Origin of the sequence: Arsenophonus endosymbiont of Aphis craccivora (assembly GCF_013460135.1) — a bacterium.
Lineage (GTDB): Bacteria > Pseudomonadota > Gammaproteobacteria > Enterobacterales > Enterobacteriaceae > Arsenophonus > Arsenophonus nilaparvatae.
On record NZ_CP038155.1, the window covers coordinates 786856 to 805552 of the forward strand.

An 18697-nucleotide genomic window follows, 5' to 3' on the forward strand; every position below is an offset into this window, starting at 1 on the left:
CATAAAAATTTTATCCTTGGAGTATCGCAATGAGCGACAAAATTATTCATCTATCTGATGGAGATTTTAATACAAAAGCCCTAGGGGCAGCAAAGCCAGTATTAGTTGATTTTTGGGCAGAATGGTGTGGCCCTTGTAAAATGATTGCTCCCATTTTAGACGAAATTGCTGATGAATATGCAGCTAAATTGATTATTGGAAAATTGAATGTTGACGATAATCCTGAAACAGCGACTAAATATGGTATTCGTAGCATTCCTACTTTAGCACTTTTTAAAGACGGTGAGCTGATTAATAAGCAAGTTGGTCTTTTGTCTAAAACTCAATTAAAAGAATTTTTAGACAAAAATATCTAATTTCCCGTAAAATATTAACAACAGACGTTTAGTAGGCTCATATTTTTCTCAATTTGCTATTAGACGTCTGCTTTTTATACAATTCATAGCTAGACGTCTGCTTTGAAGCATGGTAATTTAGCGTCACTACTTAATATGATACGCGTTTTTATCTTAATGTGTACATATTGAATATGTTATTGTATAGACATATTTGTTATCTCTGGATAATCTATATCCTACAATGGTTTGAATTCCATTGACTCTCATAGAAATAATTCTTTTAGACAGACATGTTCCATTTGTTATTTGCTTGGTGCTGTTGTGTAGGGCCTAAGAAGTAAAAAGTAAGATTTTCTCATCAACTTTGAGATGAATTCTTATAGTCTTATTCTGTCTTTGCTGTATAAAGAATGTTATCTAAGGTAGTAAATTAACAAATTACTGCGACTACATGAATTTATATCCTAATGAAATTGATATATTCATCAAGAATGGTTAAGGTTTTTGTATTTTTATTTAAATAGGCACTTAGAGATTGCTATACTATTTATTGTTCATAGTTCAAAAAATATACCCCGAGTTTAAGAACCCACCATTATGAATCTTACCGAATTAAAAAATACGCCGGTATCTGAATTGATTACTCTTGGCGAAAGTATGTGGCTAGAGAACCTAGCCCGCATGAGAAAACAGGATATTATTTTCTCGATTTTGAAGCAGCATGCGAAAAGTGGAGAGGATATTTTTGGTGATGGCGTGCTAGAAATTTTGCAGGATGGATTTGGATTCCTTCGTTCTGCTGACAGCTCTTATCTAGCAGGTCCTGATGATATTTATGTTTCTCCTAGTCAGATTCGTCGCTTTAATCTACGAACCGGAGATACCATATCAGGAAAAATTCGTCCTCCTAAGGAAGGCGAACGCTATTTTGCCCTACTAAAAGTTAATGAAGTCAATTTTGATAAACCTGAAAACGCCCGTAGTAAAATCCTGTTTGAAAACCTAACACCGCTGCATGCTAATAACCGTCTACGTATGGAGCGAGGCAATGGTTCAACAGAAGATTTGACTGCTCGTGTTCTGGATTTGGCCGCACCGATTGGGCGTGGGCAGCGTGGTTTAATTGTTGCTCCACCAAAAGCAGGTAAAACCATGTTATTGCAGAATATTGCAGCTAATATTGCCAATAATTATCCAGACTGTGTTTTGATGGTGTTGCTAATTGATGAGCGACCAGAAGAAGTGACCGAAATGCAGCGCCTGGTTAAAGGTGAGGTCATTGCATCAACCTTTGATGAACCTGCATCTCGTCATGTTCAGGTTGCTGAAATGGTAATAGAAAAAGCTAAGCGCTTAGTTGAACACAAAAAAGATGTCATCATTCTTTTAGATTCGATTACGCGTCTTGCTCGTGCTTACAACACAGTGGTTCCTTCCTCTGGAAAAGTATTGACTGGTGGGGTGGATGCAAATGCTTTGCACCGTCCGAAACGTTTTTTTGGTGCTGCACGTCATGTAGAAGAAGGTGGAAGCCTAACGATAATTGCTACAGCATTAGTTGATACCGGTTCCAAAATGGATGAAGTAATCTACGAGGAGTTTAAAGGCACCGGCAATATGGAGCTACATTTGTCGCGGAAAATAGCGGAAAAACGTGTTTTCCCGGCGATTGATTATAATCGTTCTGGTACTCGTAAGGAAGAATTATTGACCTTACCGGATGAGTTACAGAAGATGTGGATATTGCGTAAAATTATTCATCCTATGGGTGAAATTGATGCAATGGAATTTTTAATTAATAAATTAGCAATGACGAAAACGAACGATGAATTTTTCGATTTTATGAAGCGTTCTTAAATTGCTGTTTGTTTAATGAGTTATTGAAAAGCGCCACTTTTATGTGGCGTTTTATTTTGTGCGTTTTTGTTATCCAATAGCATCTGTTTTGGTATAAATTTTGCTTACTAATAAGCAGTGCAAGATGATGGAAATGTTTCGTTATTGTTACATATACGCTAACTTAAAGTACATTTATAGTCTATACATGGAAATGGGTGCAGTGGATGATTTCTAAAAAAATTATAAGAGAGTAAATATTGTGCACACACTAAATTTACTAATCGACGTTTTTTGGGTTTTCTTGTTTTCTCTGATTTTCATATTTATAGCGAGAAAAGTGGCAAAAAGATTTGGTCTAGTAGATGAACCTAATCATCGAAAAAAACACCAAGGAGAAATTCCTTTGGTTGGTGGTATTGCGGTTTTTTTTGGTATCGGTTTGGCATTCATGATTACGCCCGAATATATTCCTCATAAATGGTTGTATTTGATTTGTGCTGGGGTTTTGGTATTTGTTGGAGTATTGGATGATCGCTTTGATATTAGTGTTAAAATTCGAGCAACTATTCAAGCTATTGTTGCGTTGGTCATGATTTATTTTGCTGGTCTAAAGTTAGATAATTTAGGTTATGCTTTTGGGCCATGGCATGTAACGTTGGGGCCTTTAAGCTATTTAATGACATTATTTGCTGTTTGGGGCGCAGTCAATGCTTTTAACATGGTTGATGGTATTGATGGTCTGCTTGGTGGGCTTTCTTGTGTCTCCTTTGCTGCATTAGGCATTTTGCTTTATCAAAATGGCAATATGGCATTAGCTTTTTGGTGTTTTGCTGTTATTGGTGCCATTCTCCCTTATATATTCCTGAATTTAGGTTTATTAGGAAAGCGTTATAAAGTTTTTATGGGGGATGCGGGTAGTACATTAATTGGTTTTACTATTCTTTGGTTGCTGTTGATTTCGACACAAGGTGAGCAACCGTCGATTAAACCAGTGACTGCCCTTTGGATTATTGCTATTCCTCTGATGGATATGATTGCCATTATGTATCGGCGTCTACGTAAAGGAATGAGTCCTTTTTCACCAGATAGACAACATATTCATCATTTAATTATGCGTTCAGGTTTTACCTCAAGTCAGGCTTTTATCTTGATTACAGTGTCGGCAGCTATTTTAGCAGAGGTAGGTATGATCGGTGAACGTTCAAATTTTATTCCTGAATGGGTGATATTGGCATTATTTTTGCTTATATTTGCTATCTATGGCTACTGTATTAAAGGTGCTTGGAAAGTGGCGCGTTTTGTGAAACGTGTTAAACGTCGGATGCAACGTATAGCAAAATAAATAAACAAATGTTTAAAGGAGTTTCATACCAGTGACAAAATCAGAAACACAACCCCAACATAATTCTCACTCACAGTCTCTTGAATATGAGCTAGATATTAGAAGTTTATTTTATGCGCTATGGCAAGGAAAAATATGGATTATCTCTTTAGCATTTATTTTTGCAGCTGTTGCATTGATCGTTTCTTACATGATGCAACAAAAATGGAGTGCTAATGCTGTCACTGATTTACCTACAATTAGTAATTTAGGTGCATATTATTCCCAGCAGCAATTTTTGCGAAATTTGGATTCGCATATTAATGAAACACAGGATAATCAGTTGCCAACAATTTCGAATCAGGTTTATCAAGAATTTACTACTCAAGTAGGTTCTTATGATACCAGGCGAGAGTTTTGGTTAAATAGTGATTACTATAAAACCCGCATGGAAGGAAATGCTAAGGCTGATGATGCATTACTTGATGAATTAATTGATGATATTCAATTCACTCCCCAAGATGATAATAAGATACTTCATGATAATGTAAAATTAGTTGCTGAAACGGCTACTGATGCAAACAGGTTACTACGTGAATATATTTCTTTTGCCAACAAACGAGCTAGTTTTAATCTTAATGAACAGATTAAAGGCGCGTGGGCAGCAAAGGCACAGTCTTTAAAAGCATTAATTAAACGCCAGGAAATGGTCGCAAAGGCAAATTATGAACGGCGTTTAAATAACCTAAAGCAATCTTTCAAAGTTGCGCAAAAGCAAGGTATTTCACGTAACAAAGTTGATGTCCCCATCGATCAGCTGCCTGATTCAGAAATGTTTCTATTAGGTACTTCATTATTACAATCACAAATTGAGACATTACAGGCAACAGGGCCTAATTATGATGAAAGCTATGATCAAAATATAGCGATGTTAACGACATTAAATGTAGAACCAGCTCTTGAGAATAATTTTCAAACTTATCGCTATTTAAGAACACCAGAAGATCCCGTTAAACGTGATAGCCCTCGTCGAGCATTAATTATGGTCATTTGGGGAATGATTGGTGCCTTAAGTGGAATAGGTATTGTGTTGTTAAGGCGTAATACCTAATTATTTGCTAAACATATTGCAATAGATGACTTCAACAAACTATTGATATGTTGAAGGTAAAATCATTATTGATGATACATCTCATTAGTAGATGAGGTTAAAATAAAAAGAGAGTCACTGTGAAAGTGTTGACTGTGTTTGGTACTCGTCCTGAAGCCATAAAAATGGCTCCACTGGTACATGCTTTGACAAACGATAAGGCTTTTGAGTCGAAAGTTTGCGTAACTGCTCAACATAGAGAAATGTTGGATCAGGTATTGCATCTTTTTGAGATAACACCTGATTATGATTTAGATATTATGACACCGGGACAAGATTTAACGGATATTACCTGTCGTATTCTTGAAGGAATAAAACCCGTATTGTTATCTTTTAAACCCGATGTGGTATTGGTTCATGGTGATACTGCTACCACGATGGCAACCAGCCTGGCTGCTTTTTATCAGCGTATTCTGGTTGGTCATGTTGAAGCAGGATTGCGTACTGGTAACTTATATTCTCCCTGGCCGGAAGAAGCCAATCGTAAAATTGCCAGCCATCTGGCAACGTATCACTTTGCGCCTACCGAGTATTCACGAAAAAATTTACAGCATGAATCGATCCCTGCTAATCGTATTTTTGTTACTGGTAACACTGTAATCGATGCGTTGTTTTGGGTGCGTGATAAAGTTATCAATGATGCCACAATACGAACAAGCCTTGCCGCGCAATACCCTTTTCTTGACCAAAATAAAAAGATGCTACTGGTTACAGGGCATAGGCGGGAAAGTTTTGGTAGCGGATTTGAACGTATTTGTCATGCATTAGCTGAAATTGCCAAAAATCATGCTGATGTTCAAGTTGTCTATCCGGTTCATCTTAATCCTAATGTCAGTGAACCAGTGCAACGCATTTTGCAGGGTATTAATAATATAAACCTGATTGATCCACAGGATTATTTACCTTTTATTTATTTAATGAATAACGCTTATTTGATCCTGACAGATTCAGGGGGTATTCAAGAAGAGGGGCCAGCTTTAGGTAAGCCAGTATTAGTGATGCGTGATACTACTGAGCGAACTGAAGCGGTTGAAGCTGGTACGGTACGTTTAGTGGGTACGCAAACAGAAAATATTGTTCAAGCGGTAACACAATTACTTACGGATGACCATGCTTATCAGAAAATGAGCCGGGCGCATAATCCTTATGGTGATGGTAAAGCATGCCAGCGAATTCTTGAAGCGTTGAAGACAAATCAGGTGACATTATGAGTTTTGAAACTATTTCTGTTATTGGTTTAGGTTATATCGGTTTACCGACTGCTGCCGCTTTCGCTGCTCGGCAGAAAAAAGTAATTGGGGTTGATGTTAATCAACATGCGGTCGATACGATTAATCAAGGTAAAATTCATATTGTTGAACCCGATTTAGATAAAACGGTAAAAACAGACGTAGAAGCTGGCTATTTAAAAGCGTTTACTACACCGCAAAGGGCAGATGCGTTTTTAATTGCGGTTCCTACACCGTTTAAAGATGATCATCAGCCTGATCTCTCTTATGTCATGGCAGCGGCAGAATCAATAGCGCCATTATTGAAAAAAGGCGATTTGATTATTCTAGAGTCTACCTCTCCAACTGGAGCGACTGAGCAAATGGCACAGCGGCTAGCAGCTATGCGAGCTGATCTGACATTTCCACAGCAACAGGGTGAAAACTCAGATATTGATATTGCTTATTGCCCTGAGCGGGTTTTACCGGGCAAAGTCATGGTTGAGCTGATCAAAAATGATCGGGTAATCGGCGGCATGACGATGAAATCATCCCAACGGGCCAGTGAGTTATATCGTATTTTCCTTACCGGTGAATGTGTGATCACCAATGCCAAAACGGCAGAAATGTGTAAATTGACAGAAAATAGTTTTCGCGATGTAAATATTGCTTTTGCCAATGAACTCTCTTTTATTTGCGCAGAACAAGGGATTAATGTTTGGGAGTTGATTAATTTGGCCAATCGTCACCCGCGGGTCAATATTTTACAGCCAGGTCCAGGTGTTGGAGGCCATTGTATTGCCGTCGATCCTTGGTTCATTGTTGCTCAGAATCCAAAGCAATCTCGTTTGATCCAGACAGCCCGTTTGGTTAATGACAGCAAGCCAATTTGGGTGGTCGATCAGGTCAAGAAAGTATTAGCTGATTGTTTAACCGAAACAGGCAAACGGGCAAATGAAATTAAAATTTCCTGCTTCGGTTTAACCTTTAAACCTGATATTGATGATTTACGAGAAAGCCCCGCTATGCAAATCACTAAAATGATTGCAGATTGGCATACTGGTACCACTTATGTAGTAGAACCTAATATTAATGAATTGCCAAATGTACTGAAAGGTCTTTGTCAATTGATCTCTACTGAAGTTGCCGCTGCTAATGCAGATATTATTTTGTTACTGGTTGATCATAAACAATTTAAGGCGATTAAGGGTGAACAAATCCGACAAAAATGGGTAGTTGATACCAAAGGAGTTTGGCGTTGAAACGTATTTTAATTACTGGTGGGGCTGGATTTATTGGTTCGGCAGTTGTTCGTTATATCATTGAGCATACTAACGATAGTGTGCTAGTGGTTGATAATTTGACTTATGCTGGTAATCTGGAATCGTTAGCGTCAGTGAGAGAAAGTACTCGCTATGCTTTTGCCCAAATAAATATTTGTGATCGATCGGCAATTGATGAAATTTTTCAGCGATATCAACCTGATGCCATTATGCATTTAGCGGCAGAAAGTCATGTTGATCGCTCGATCGATGGGCCAGCCGCCTTTATCGAAACCAATATTGTCGGTACTTATCTTTTATTGGAGGCTGCTCGCAATTATTGGAATCATTTGAACTCACAGAAAAAACAGTCATTTCGTTTCCATCATATTTCTACCGATGAAGTTTATGGCGATCTGCATACCACTGAGGGGCTATTTACCGAAACAACCCCTTATGCACCGAGTAGCCCTTACTCAGCTTCGAAGGCTTCCAGTGACCATTTAGTTAGAGCCTGGCAGCGTACTTATGGCTTACCGACCTTGGTGACCAATTGCTCAAATAATTATGGCCCTTATCACTTTCCTGAAAAATTAATTCCTTTGATGATCTTGAACGCAATAGCTGGTAAATCATTGCCTGTTTATGGTCAAGGTGAACAGATACGTGATTGGCTGTATGTTGAAGATCATGCCCGTGCATTACACTTAGTCATTAGTCAAGCCGATGCAGGTAAAACTTATAATATTGGTGGCCATAATGAACGTAACAATATTGATGTAGTAAAGACAATTTGCTGCTTGCTGGAAGAGTTACGTCCGGTTAAGCCTGAAGGCGTGACTCACTATTGTGATTTAATTACCTATGTCGCGGATCGTCCAGGCCATGATGTCCGTTATGCCATTGATGCTAGCAAGATAGAACAAGAGTTAGGATGGAAGCCACAAGAGACCTTTGAATCAGGTATTCGTAAAACCATTGAATGGTATTTGAACAATGAAACCTGGGGGCGCCATGTGCAAGACGGTTCATATGCAGGTGAACGTCTAGGCATCGCGACAAAATAGGAAACGAGGAGAGGTGATGAAAGGCATTGTTTTGGCTGGTGGCTCAGGAACCCGTTTGTACCCTATTACACGAGGAGTTTCTAAACAACTGTTACCTATTTATGATAAGCCGATGATTTACTATCCGCTTTCGGTACTGATGTTGGCAGGTATCCGAGCAATATTGATTATTTCCACGCCTGAAGATCTGCCTAATTATCCAAGGTTACTTGGCGATGGTGATGCCTTCGGTGTTCATTTCAGTTATGCCGCACAACCTTCGCCGGACGGATTAGCGCAGGCGTTTTTGATCGGTGAAAGTTTTATAGGTGATGATGCTTGCTGTTTGATATTAGGTGACAATATTTATTTTGGGCAGGCTTTTAGCGATAAATTGCAATCTGTGGTGGCTCGTCAGTCGAGAGCAACAATTTTTGCGTATCAGGTGATTGATCCTGAACGTTTTGGCGTAGTTGAATTTGATGAAAAGTTCAAAGTACTGTCTATTGAAGAAAAACCTCAGCAACCTAAATCTAACTGGGCGGTTACTGGCCTTTATTTTTATGATAATCAAGTAATTGACTTTGCTAAAAAAATTAAACCTTCGCTACGTGGAGAACTTGAGATCACCTGTCTGAATCAAATGTATCTTGAGCGTGGAGAACTAAATGTTGAGCTGTTAGGCCGCGGATTTGCCTGGTTAGATACTGGCACCCATGACAGTTTGATTGAAGCGAGTATGTTTGTGCAAACCGTTGAGAAAAGGCAGGGATTTAAAATCGCTTGTCTGGAAGAAATAGCATGGCGTAACGGTTGGTTGACGAATGAACAGGTTAGAAAATCAGCGGAAAAACTGGCGAAAACCGGGTATGGGCAATATTTACAGGATTTGCTGCATGTCTATCCACGCCAATATTGAAATACTCAGTTGGGAAAGTGCTTGCTTTAAGCGTAAAACGGCCAAGTTACATTTTGCATCCGATGCGCCAATTGTCTCATTAGATCAACTAGCTGACTACGATATTGTGCAAGCTAAAATTGCTACCGCTGATACTAAACTGATTGATGCAATATTGGCGATGGGTTTTTGGCTGGTAGAAAGTGAAATCGATTTTTGTCTAAATATTGCTAGTAGGGCAAAAAAGCATAGTTTAGATCTAGCTGTGGCGACGGAACAGGATATTGAAATATTGAAAAGTATTGCGGCTAAGGCTTTTTCATATAGTCGTTTTCGCCCGCCCTGGTATCGATTAACAGATAATGCCCGTTTTTATTCTGTTTGGCTTGAAAAAGCAGTTAAGGGTACTTTTGATGATCTTTGTTTATTAGTTAATGATAAGCAAGGAAATATTCAAGGCTTTGTCACCATAAGGAAACTGCCAACTGAAAAAGAGGCGCGTATTGGTTTATTAGCCACCGCTCCAGCCCATCAGGGCAAAGGGGTTGGTAAACAATTACTAGCAGCCGCCTGTCAATGGTGTGAGCAGCAAGGGGTAGAGCGATTAAGGATAGCGACTCAAATCAGCAATATTTTTGCTATGCGTCTCTATTCACAAATGGGTGCACAAATTGAAAGCACAGCTTATTGGTTATATCGAGGACGACATGATCCCATTTAATAAACCACCGGTTATTGGTACTGAATTAAGTTACATGCAAGAAGCCATGCAGAGTGGCAAATTATGTGGTTATGGGCACTTTACTCAGCGTTGTGAAGAGTGGATGGAAAAGCATTTCCACTGTCCGAAAGTGCTGTTGACACCTTCTTGTACCGCCTCTTTGGAAATGTCGGCGATTTTGCTTGATATTAAACCTGGTGATGAAGTCATTATGCCAAGTTTTACCTTTGTTTCTACTGCTAATGCTTTTGTGCTAAGTGGCGCCACGATTGTCTTTATCGATATACGGCCTGATACCATGAATATGGATGAGACTAAAATTGAAGCGGCGATCACGGCCAAAACTCGCGCTATTGTCCCTGTTCACTATGCTGGTGTGGCTTGTGAGATGGATACCATTATGGCATTGGCAGAAAAACACCATATCTATGTTGTTGAAGACGCGGCTCAAGGTGTTATGTCCACTTATAAGGGGAAAGCGCTTGGAACGATAGGGCATATTGGTTGTTATAGTTTTCATGAAACAAAAAATTACTCTTCCGGTGGTGAGGGGGGAACGATACTGATTAATGAACCGTCACTTATCGAGCGAGCAGAAATTGTGCGGGAAAAAGGCACGGATCGTAGTCAATTTTTCCGTGGCCAAGTTGATAAATATACTTGGCGAGACATTGGTTCTAGTTACTTAATGTCAGATCTACAAGCGGCTTATTTATGGGCGCAATTGGAGCAAGCGAATAAAATTAATCAGCGTAGGCTAGCTTTATGGAAAAACTATTATCAGGCGCTTAAACCTTTCGCTGAAGTAGGTAAATTAGATTTGTCGGTTATACCGGCAGATCTAGAACATAATGCCCATATGTTCTATATCAAATTAAAAGATATTGAACAAAGAACCGCGTTTAATAAGCATATGCAAGCAGCAAATATTTTGTCAGTATTTCATTATGTTGCTTTACACTCTAGTCCAGCAGGTCATAAATTTGGCCGTTTTCATGGTGATGATTGTTATACGACGAAGGAAAGTGATCGTTTAGTTCGTTTACCGATGTTTTATAATCTTACCGATGAAGAGCAGCAACAAGTGATAAATCAAATCCAATGTTTTTTTGCTGAATATGTCATTAGCTAAAGCGTCTGTTTGGACAGCTATTTCAACCTTAATAAAAATTGGGGCTGGGTTAGTGGTTATCAAATTATTGGCAGTCACTTTTGGTACAAGCGGTGTTGGTCAGGCGGGAAATTTCCGTCAACTAATTACTGTACTTGGTGTTTTATCTGGTGCAGGGATCTTCAATGGCGTAACTAAATATGTCGCTGAATATCATCAGACACCAACAAAACTAGGTGCTGTATTAGGTACCTCATCATTAATTATTTTGGGTTTTTCAACCCTATTAGCGTTTATTTTTTTACTATTTAGCTCATTTATCAGTCTGGCGCTATTTGGTCATACCCATTATCAAATGGTTATTTGTGCCTTAGGATTGATACAAATGGGGATCGCTTATGCGAATTACTTTTTGGCGATACTAAAAGGTTACCGTGATGCGAAAGGTAATGCACTATCGATTATCGTTGGTAGCTTAGCAGGTGTGATTGCTTACTATTTTTGTTTTAGATTAAATGGTTATCACGGGGCGCTAATAGGATTGGCTTTAGTTCCTGCATTAATTGTTGTACCAGCCGCGATCATGATCTTACGTCATAAACAGCTGAATTGGTCATATTTTAAACCAAGGTGGAATAGTACCATTGGTCATCACTTAGCTAAATTCACCTTAATGGCGTTAATAACCTCAGTCACGTTGCCGGTTGCTTATATTATGATGAGAAATTTATTGGCTAAGCGTTATAGTTGGGATGAAGTGGGCATTTGGCAGGCAGTGAGTAGTATTTCAGATGCCTATTTACAGTTTATTACCGCATCTTTTACCGTTTATTTATTGCCAACTTTAGCTAAATTGCATCATAGAGATGAGATTAGTGCAGAAATTTTTAAAGCTTTGAAGTTTGTTTTACCGGCGGTTGCGTTAGCCAGTTTTACCGTATGGCTATTACGAGATCTGGCAATTTGGCTGCTTTTTTCCGATAAGTTTATTGCAATGCGCGATCTCTTTGCTTGGCAGTTGATTGGTGATGTATTGAAAGTAGGCGCTTATGTATTTGGTTATTTAGTTATTGCTAAGGCCGCATTACGGTTTTACATTTTAACGGAGGTGACTCAATTTGCGCTGTTAACAGGGTTTGCTTATTGGTTAATACCAGCTTACGGCGCGTTAGGTGCTGCCCAGGCTTATATGGCAACTTATATTGTTTATTTTATGCTTTGTAGTGGCATATTCTATCTTTACAGCAGGCGCACATGAAAACCTTAATCCATGTATTAGGCTCTGATATCCCACATCATAACCAGACAGTGTTAGCATTTTTTAATGATGTTTTATTTTCGTCAATACCATCACCAGAAAAAAGACAGTTTATGGTTGTTAGCCGTGACATCAATCTAGCATCACGCTATCCACGACTACACATTAACCAATTTGATAATAAAAAAGCGATTGCTAAAGTTATCGCTATACAAGCAAAAGCAGATAGAAATTGCCAATTCTTTTTTCATGGTCAATTTAATGTATCAATTTGGTTGGCATTATTGTTTGGCAAGATACGTCGACAACAATTTTTATGGCATATTTGGGGAGCTGATCTCTATGAAGACTCAGCTGCATTGAAATTTAAATTATTTTATTATTTTCGGCGGCTGGCATTTAAACGGGTAGGGCATGTTTTTGCTACCCGAGGGGACTTAAATTATTTTTCTCAGTTAAATCCAGCTATACCAACATCACTACTCTATTTTCCAACCAAAATGGATCCAGCCTTAACCGTCTATGAAAAATCTATTAATCAAACGGATAAAGTGACAATTTTGGTTGGTAACTCAGGTGATAAATCCAATCGACATATTGAAGCTTTGCAGGCTATTAAAAAGCAGTTTGCTTTTCAGCCGGTCGAAATTTTTTTTCCTATGGGATATCCCGCTAATAATCAAGTATATATTGCCGAAGTGGCCCAAGCGGCCGAAAATTATTTTCCTAATGGAGAAGTGACAATTATTAAGGAAAAAATGGCTTTTGATGATTATCTCACTTTACTGCGTTGTTGTGATTTAGGTTACTTTATTTTCAAACGACAGCAAGGTATAGGCACATTGTGCTTATTAATTCAGTTTGGCATTCCTTTTATTATTAGCCGGCAAAATTACTTTTGGCAGGATCTTATTGAGCAGTCTGTACCTTTTCTATTTTATGATGATCAATTAGATGAACTGCAACTGGATACCCTGCGACAGAAAATGATGTTAACGGATAGAAGCCAAATGGCTTTTTTCAACCCTAATTTTATTAAAGGATGGCAAGCTGCATTAACATTGATAGGAGAGCAGTAATGACTATGATGGAATTTGGTGGCCTATCGATTGTCTATTTTATCTCTCTGATATTAATTTTGGCACTAACATATCGTGAATTTCGACGAGTACGCTTCAATTTTAATATCTTTTTCTCTCTACTTTATTTATTAACATTCTACTTTGGTTTTCCATTAACGGGATTACTTGTTTTTCAATTTGATGTTAATGTGGTATCAACCAATGCATTATTGAATGCGCTGCTATCATCCATCAGGTTTTATATTGTTTATTATATCGCTTACAAAACCCGCTTGCGAACGGGTGTCCAACAATCTGAACAGTCGTTATTCACTATGAATGGGGTAGAAACGCGGCTAACTTGTCTCTTGTTGATGCTCATTGCTATAGTGACAGTAGCAATATTTTTCTTACAAAATGGTTTTTTACTGTTTCGTTTACAGTCTTATAGTCAGATTTTTTCTAGTGGAGTTTCAAGTGTAGCATTAAAACGTTTTTTTTATTTGTTCATTCCGGCAATGTTAATTGTCTATTTTTTAAAGCCGACCCAGTACCGCTGGTTATTTTTTCTCTTTAGCACAGTTGCTTTTGGGGTACTCACTTATCTGGTTGTCGGTGGAACACGGGCTAATATTATTATCGCCTTTGCGCTTTTCCTATTTATCGGTATCGTCCGTGGCTGGATTAATTTATGGATGCTAATTATCGCTGGTGTTATTAGCATTATTGGTATGTTTTGGTTAGCATTAAAGCGTTATGGATTAGATGTTAGTGGTGCGGAAGCTTTTTATACTTTTCTCTATTTAACGCGTGATACCTTTTCGCCATGGGAAAATTTGGCTCTGTTACTTGATAACTATGACAAAATCGAATTCCAAGGATTAGCGCCTATTGTACGTGATTTTTATGTTTTTATTCCCACTTGGATATGGCCTGAACGACCTGATACGGTATTGAATTCAGCCAATTATTTTACCTGGCAAGTGCTTAATAATCACTCTGGTTTAGCTATATCGCCCACATTAATTGGTTCTTTAGTGGTTATGGGTGGGGTTATTTTTATTCCTATCGGTGCAATTGGCGTTGGCTTGATTATTAAATGGTTTGATTGTCTTTATGAAAAAAGTAAGATTGAAATTAATCATTATAAAGCCGTTATTCTGCAAGTTTTCTGTTTTGGCGCTATTTTTAATATTATTGTCCTGGTTCGTGAAGGTATAGACTCTTTTGTATCGCGGGTGGTGTTTTTTGGCTTGGTATTTGTGCTTTGTTTGTTTGTTGCCAAACTGGTTTATTGGTTATTTGCCAAAGCCGGTTTAATTCGCATATATACCACGAATGATTGTAAAAAATAAGCTAAATAATAGCTTACTGGAGTAATGTATGAAGCAACAAGTGATCCTGAAATATGATATTCGAGGTCATCTTATTTGGGGTTTTCATGATATAACCCATTTCATTAATTACCTATTTTCAGATCAAGAAGTTAAGCATGGAACATTGGTAGCTATCAATGCGGAAAAAGTCCTAACTGCAGAGCAAGAACGTGATTTAAATGCGTTGCTAGCTGAAGCAGAATATCTCTATGCTGATGGAATCAGTATTGTCAGAGCGATTCGTCGTAAATACCCACAAGCAAAAGTTTCACGTATTGCGGGTGCTGATTTGTGGGAAGCATTGATGGCAATTGCAGGTCAAAAAGCTGTACCTGTGTTTTTGCTTGGTGGAAAAGCGGAAATTCTTAAACAGACTGAAAATAAGCTTCGTACTCAGTGGCAGGTGAATATTGTTGATAGCCAGGAAGGTTATTTTAAGCCGGAACAACGTGAAATATTATTTGAGCGCATCAAGGCTAGTGGAGCAAAAATTGTTACGGTAGCAATGGGTTCACCAAGGCAAGAAATTTTTATCCGGGATTGCCGGCAAGTATATCCAGATGCACTTTATATGGGAATAGGTGGTACTTACGATGTTTTTACCGGACATGTAAAACGAGCACCTAAATTATGGCAACAATTAGGATTGGAATGGTTATATAGATTGCTTTCTCAACCGAGTCGTATCAAACGACAGATAAAATTATTACGCTTTCTGGGTTACTATTATAGTGGCAAGCTGTAGTTTTTTATTTGTTTATTATTTCTATCGTAAAGGTTCGTTTTGACAGTAGTAAATTTCAATTCCATCTGCTATGCCTTCTTTTAAATAGGGTTTTGGGCTGACAACTGTTTTTTCATTGTTGAGCAATTAACACTATTTTGATTACATTTATAAATTTTTATTTCGTTATTATTAAAAACATGTTTTCATTACGGCACTATTATCTGTCATTTTGACCATGAAGGTCATATGGTATTAAGTGATTATTGAAAGGGCAGGAAATTGCTATGGGGAAACCGGAACAAGGTCTCAGTCGTGGCCTTGAAGCGATGCATATTGAACTTATTGCATTAGGTGGAACAATTGGTGTTGGTTTATTTATGGGTTCTGCCAGTACGTTAAAGTGGGCAGGACCTTCTGTATTACTGGCTTATATTGTTGCTGGATTATTTGTTTTTTTTATTATGCGTTCAATGGGAGAAATGCTGTTTCTTGAACCTGTTACTGGCGCTTTTGCCTCGTTTGGTTATAAATATTTGAGCCCTTATTGGGGATGTTTAACGGCATGGGGTTATTGGTTCATGTGTGTCGCTGTTGGTATATCAGAGATCACAGCGATTGGTGTCTACGCGGAATTCTGGTTTCCTGAGGTTCCACAATGGATTGTTGCGTTGATTGCAGTTGTACTTGTTGCATTAGCTAATCTGGCCGCAGTACGTTTGTACGGTGAATTGGAATTCTGGTTTGCTATGATTAAGGTTACCACGATTATTGTGATGATCTTGATTGGATTAGGGTTGATTTTTGTTGGTATTGGCAATAACTTTGAACCGATTGGTTTAGCCAATTTGACTGAGCATGGTGGGTTTTTTGCCGGTGGCTGGCAAGGCTTTTTATTTGCGCTGTGTATTGTTGTTGCCTCTTATCAAGGCGTTGAATTAGTTGGTATTACTGCGGGAGAAGCAAAAAATCCGCAGGTCACATTAAAGAAAGCTATTAATAATATTTTATGGCGAATTTTGATTTTTTATGTCGGTGCTATTTTTATTGTTGTAACGTTATTTCCTTGGACAGAGATTGGTCAAAATGGTAGTCCATTTGTGCTAATGTTTGCAAAAGTAGGTATTGTATCGGCAGCTGCGGTAATTAATTTTGTGGTACTTACAGCGGCATTATCAGGCTGTAATAGTGGCATGTATAGTGGCGGGCGTATGATTTATGCTTTAGCACAGAATGGTCAACTGCCAAAATCTTTACTGAAAGTGACCGCAAATGGTGTGCCTGCACGATGTCTTATGCTAACAATTTTATGCCTTATTGTTGGCTCAGGTCTCAACTATATTATCCCTGATCCACAAGCGGTTTTTGTATATGTTTATAGTGCAAGTGTATTACCTGGAATGATACCCTGGTTTGTTATTTTATTGAGTCAATTGCGTTTTCGGCAAGTGCATCAACAGCAATTAGCCCAACATACTTTCAAATCAGTATTATTTCCTTACGTGAATTATTTGACCCTGTTTTTTTTGGCATGTGTACTTGTTGGCATGGCAATTAATCCAGATACGCGTTTATCATTAATTGTTGGCGGCGTGTTTTTATTGATTGTTTCTGTGATCTATTTTTTGAATCGTCTTTTCCGTCATAAAACAATGAAAAAATGATTAGCAATAACCTGTTTTACTGATTGAAAAATGATGGTAAGGTTAATTTTATGATTGAAATGGATAAAGCATAAGCAAATAATCTTTTTATTTCAAAAATCACTGGACAGCATGCTATTAAATCCGTACTATCCTCACCCGCAACGGCGTTAAGCGCCCGTAGCTCAGCTGGATAGAGCGCTGCCCTCCGGAGGCAGAGGTCTCAGGTTCGAATCCTGTCGGGCGCGCCATTTAATGCGTGCTCTGCTACGGTGTAGTAGATTAATATTGTATACAATGAATTTAATTTTTAAAGATTTTATGGTGGCTATAGCTCAGTTGGTAGAGCACCGGATTGTGATTCCGGTTGTCGTGGGTTCGAATCCCATTAGTCACCCCATATATGTTTTATGCTGTTTGCGAGGGTGTCGGAATTGGTAGACGCGCTAGCTTCAGGTGTTAGTATCCTTACGGATGTGGGGGTTCAAGTCCCCCCTTTCGCACCATAATATAAATAAGTTTTAAAAATTACATAAAAAACATCGTTAAATAGAGATTTTTTTCGGCGAGTAGCGCAGCCTGGTAGCGCAACTGGTTTGGGACCAGTGGGTCGGAGGTTCGAATCCTCTCTCGCCGACCAAATTTTAAAGAAACCCTGCAATTTATAGCAGGGTTTTTTCTTTTGTGTGCCCAGTATGGGCGCATTCCTGCGAGTGAAAGTTTTGTCATAAGCGTATCATAGCAAATTAAGTGAAGTGCAATTACATGCCAGCGACCAAATATGGGAGTAAGCGTGTAGCGTAAGTCATGAGCTCATGCATAGCAGGCGCAGCCAAGCAAGCGGAATGGACTAAAAACTACAAGACTTTCATTATCAAGGCGAAATAGTATAAATGCGGTGATTGTGTGATGAAGAATAATGCGTTTTTACTTGGTGGAGATTTCACCTAACGCCTCAAAGGGTGGCAAGTCGGAGTGAGAAGCCAGTAGAGAGCGTAATAAGCGGCTAATAAAGCGCTATGCTAATTATACCATTATATTTAGTAAACAAATAAGTGTGAATAAGTTAGTTTATACGCGTTATCTGTCAACATCGGCTTCCCCATTTTTATAGCGAAAAAATAGCATAATTGTATTTAAGATTTTGTTTTTTATCTATTTTTAAAAGTTTGGCGTGTTTTAACAACAAAGCTAGTAATCAATGTCTCAATATAGAGACATTTTATTTCATGAAAAATAAAGAAAAAATATAAATATTGCTATAACGTCTCTAATAAGAGACAGTTTGATAATGTGTATCGTGAATTGTGGCAATTAAAGTAAATAAAATTATTTTGTTAAAAGGCAAACAATAGTTAATTGGTGAATATTTATTCAATAATGGGCGCAAAAATATTATCTTTGAGTAAAAAGTAATATTTGGCATGAATTATGCTCTAAGATAGAGTGTAGATGCTCATCCTGCTTCTTGTGATAGCTTTCAGCTTCATAACCTATTGGATGACGCAGAGCCAATTTGATGTGCCTATTGTCCACGTTATCGATGCATAATATCATATCCATCACCAACCGGCCGCAACGTTGAGTGAGGCACAATCCGTCTGTAGATCTGATTGTATTTTGACACCTATCTTTTGATAGGTGTTTTTTGATTTTGTTAATTATTTAGCAAAGCTAAAATTTTATTCAACAGGTAATTATTAAATAGTATTATTGATGCTATTTGATCCAAATGTTTTAC

At 38.2% G+C, this 18697-nt stretch carries 15 protein-coding genes and 4 tRNA genes; all 19 read left to right on the top strand.

All coding sequences use genetic code 11. The features are described 5' to 3' along the window. The first annotated feature begins 29 nt into the window (after window positions 1-29). Complete coding sequence (trxA, locus tag E3U36_RS04220) at window positions 30-356, top strand: thioredoxin TrxA (RefSeq protein WP_032114322.1); 327 nt, start codon at window positions 30-32, stop codon at window positions 354-356. Between the two features lie 579 nt (window positions 357-935). Then, window positions 936-2195, top strand: coding sequence for a transcription termination factor Rho (rho, locus tag E3U36_RS04225; protein WP_180817197.1), 1260 nt, complete (start codon window positions 936-938; stop codon window positions 2193-2195). 241 nt (window positions 2196-2436) lie between these two features. Then, window positions 2437-3519, top strand: coding sequence for a UDP-N-acetylglucosamine--undecaprenyl-phosphate N-acetylglucosaminephosphotransferase (wecA, locus tag E3U36_RS04230; protein WP_180817198.1), 1083 nt, complete (start codon window positions 2437-2439; stop codon window positions 3517-3519). Between the two features lie 31 nt (window positions 3520-3550). Next, window positions 3551-4609: an ECA polysaccharide chain length modulation protein gene (gene wzzE / locus E3U36_RS04235; RefSeq protein ID WP_180817199.1), complete on the top strand. Its 1059-nt coding sequence runs from the start codon at window positions 3551-3553 to the stop codon at window positions 4607-4609. A 119-nt stretch (window positions 4610-4728) separates the two neighbouring features. Then, window positions 4729-5859, top strand: coding sequence for a non-hydrolyzing UDP-N-acetylglucosamine 2-epimerase (wecB, locus tag E3U36_RS04240; protein WP_180817200.1), 1131 nt, complete (start codon window positions 4729-4731; stop codon window positions 5857-5859). Then, entirely contained in the window at window positions 5856-7118 is a 1263-nt protein-coding gene (wecC, locus tag E3U36_RS04245; protein WP_180817201.1) for a UDP-N-acetyl-D-mannosamine dehydrogenase, read from the top strand. Before wecB ends, wecC begins: the two co-directional genes overlap by 4 nt. Further along, entirely contained in the window at window positions 7109-8185 is a 1077-nt protein-coding gene (gene rfbB, locus E3U36_RS04250) for a dTDP-glucose 4,6-dehydratase (protein ID WP_180817202.1), read from the top strand. The genes wecC and rfbB overlap by 10 nt, the downstream gene beginning before the upstream one ends. A 16-nt stretch (window positions 8186-8201) precedes the next feature. After that, window positions 8202-9083, top strand: a complete 882-nt coding sequence (gene rfbA / locus E3U36_RS04255) for a glucose-1-phosphate thymidylyltransferase RfbA (protein ID WP_180817203.1) — start codon at window positions 8202-8204, stop codon at window positions 9081-9083. Continuing rightward, window positions 9034-9783 carry a dTDP-4-amino-4,6-dideoxy-D-galactose acyltransferase gene (gene rffC, locus E3U36_RS04260; protein ID WP_369412953.1) on the top strand — a complete coding sequence of 250 codons (750 nt, stop codon included), beginning with the start codon at window positions 9034-9036 and terminating at the stop codon, window positions 9781-9783. Before rfbA ends, rffC begins: the two co-directional genes overlap by 50 nt. Beyond that, the gene (gene rffA, locus E3U36_RS04265; protein ID WP_180817528.1) at window positions 9770-10915 is read left to right on the top strand and encodes a dTDP-4-amino-4,6-dideoxygalactose transaminase; all 1146 of its coding nucleotides are present in this window, start codon (window positions 9770-9772) and stop codon (window positions 10913-10915) included. Before rffC ends, rffA begins: the two co-directional genes overlap by 14 nt. Then, window positions 10902-12152 (top strand): lipid III flippase WzxE, encoded by a 1251-nt coding sequence (gene wzxE / locus E3U36_RS04270; protein WP_180817204.1) that lies wholly within the window; start codon window positions 10902-10904, stop codon window positions 12150-12152. Before rffA ends, wzxE begins: the two co-directional genes overlap by 14 nt. Beyond that, window positions 12149-13231, top strand: coding sequence for a TDP-N-acetylfucosamine:lipid II N-acetylfucosaminyltransferase (locus tag E3U36_RS04275; protein WP_180817205.1), 1083 nt, complete (start codon window positions 12149-12151; stop codon window positions 13229-13231). Before wzxE ends, E3U36_RS04275 begins: the two co-directional genes overlap by 4 nt. Continuing rightward, the gene (gene wzyE, locus E3U36_RS04280) at window positions 13231-14568 is read left to right on the top strand and encodes an ECA oligosaccharide polymerase (RefSeq protein WP_180817206.1); all 1338 of its coding nucleotides are present in this window, start codon (window positions 13231-13233) and stop codon (window positions 14566-14568) included. Before E3U36_RS04275 ends, wzyE begins: the two co-directional genes overlap by 1 nt. 28 nt (window positions 14569-14596) lie before the next feature. After that, window positions 14597-15334, top strand: a complete 738-nt coding sequence (gene wecG, locus E3U36_RS04285; RefSeq protein ID WP_180817207.1) for a lipopolysaccharide N-acetylmannosaminouronosyltransferase — start codon at window positions 14597-14599, stop codon at window positions 15332-15334. 266 nt (window positions 15335-15600) lie between these two features. Further along, window positions 15601-16977: a bifunctional threonine/serine APC transporter ThrP gene (thrP, locus tag E3U36_RS04290; RefSeq protein ID WP_180817208.1), complete on the top strand. Its 1377-nt coding sequence runs from the start codon at window positions 15601-15603 to the stop codon at window positions 16975-16977. 153 nt (window positions 16978-17130) lie between these two features. Beyond that, a tRNA-Arg gene (locus E3U36_RS04295) sits at window positions 17131-17207 on the top strand. A 73-nt stretch (window positions 17208-17280) separates the two neighbouring features. Continuing rightward, a tRNA-His gene (locus E3U36_RS04300) sits at window positions 17281-17356 on the top strand. A 19-nt stretch (window positions 17357-17375) separates the two neighbouring features. Beyond that, window positions 17376-17462: transfer RNA gene (locus E3U36_RS04305), tRNA-Leu, on the top strand. Window positions 17463-17519: 57 nt separating this feature from the next. Then, window positions 17520-17596: transfer RNA gene (locus E3U36_RS04310), tRNA-Pro, on the top strand. Window positions 17597-18697: the final 1101 nt, after the last annotated feature.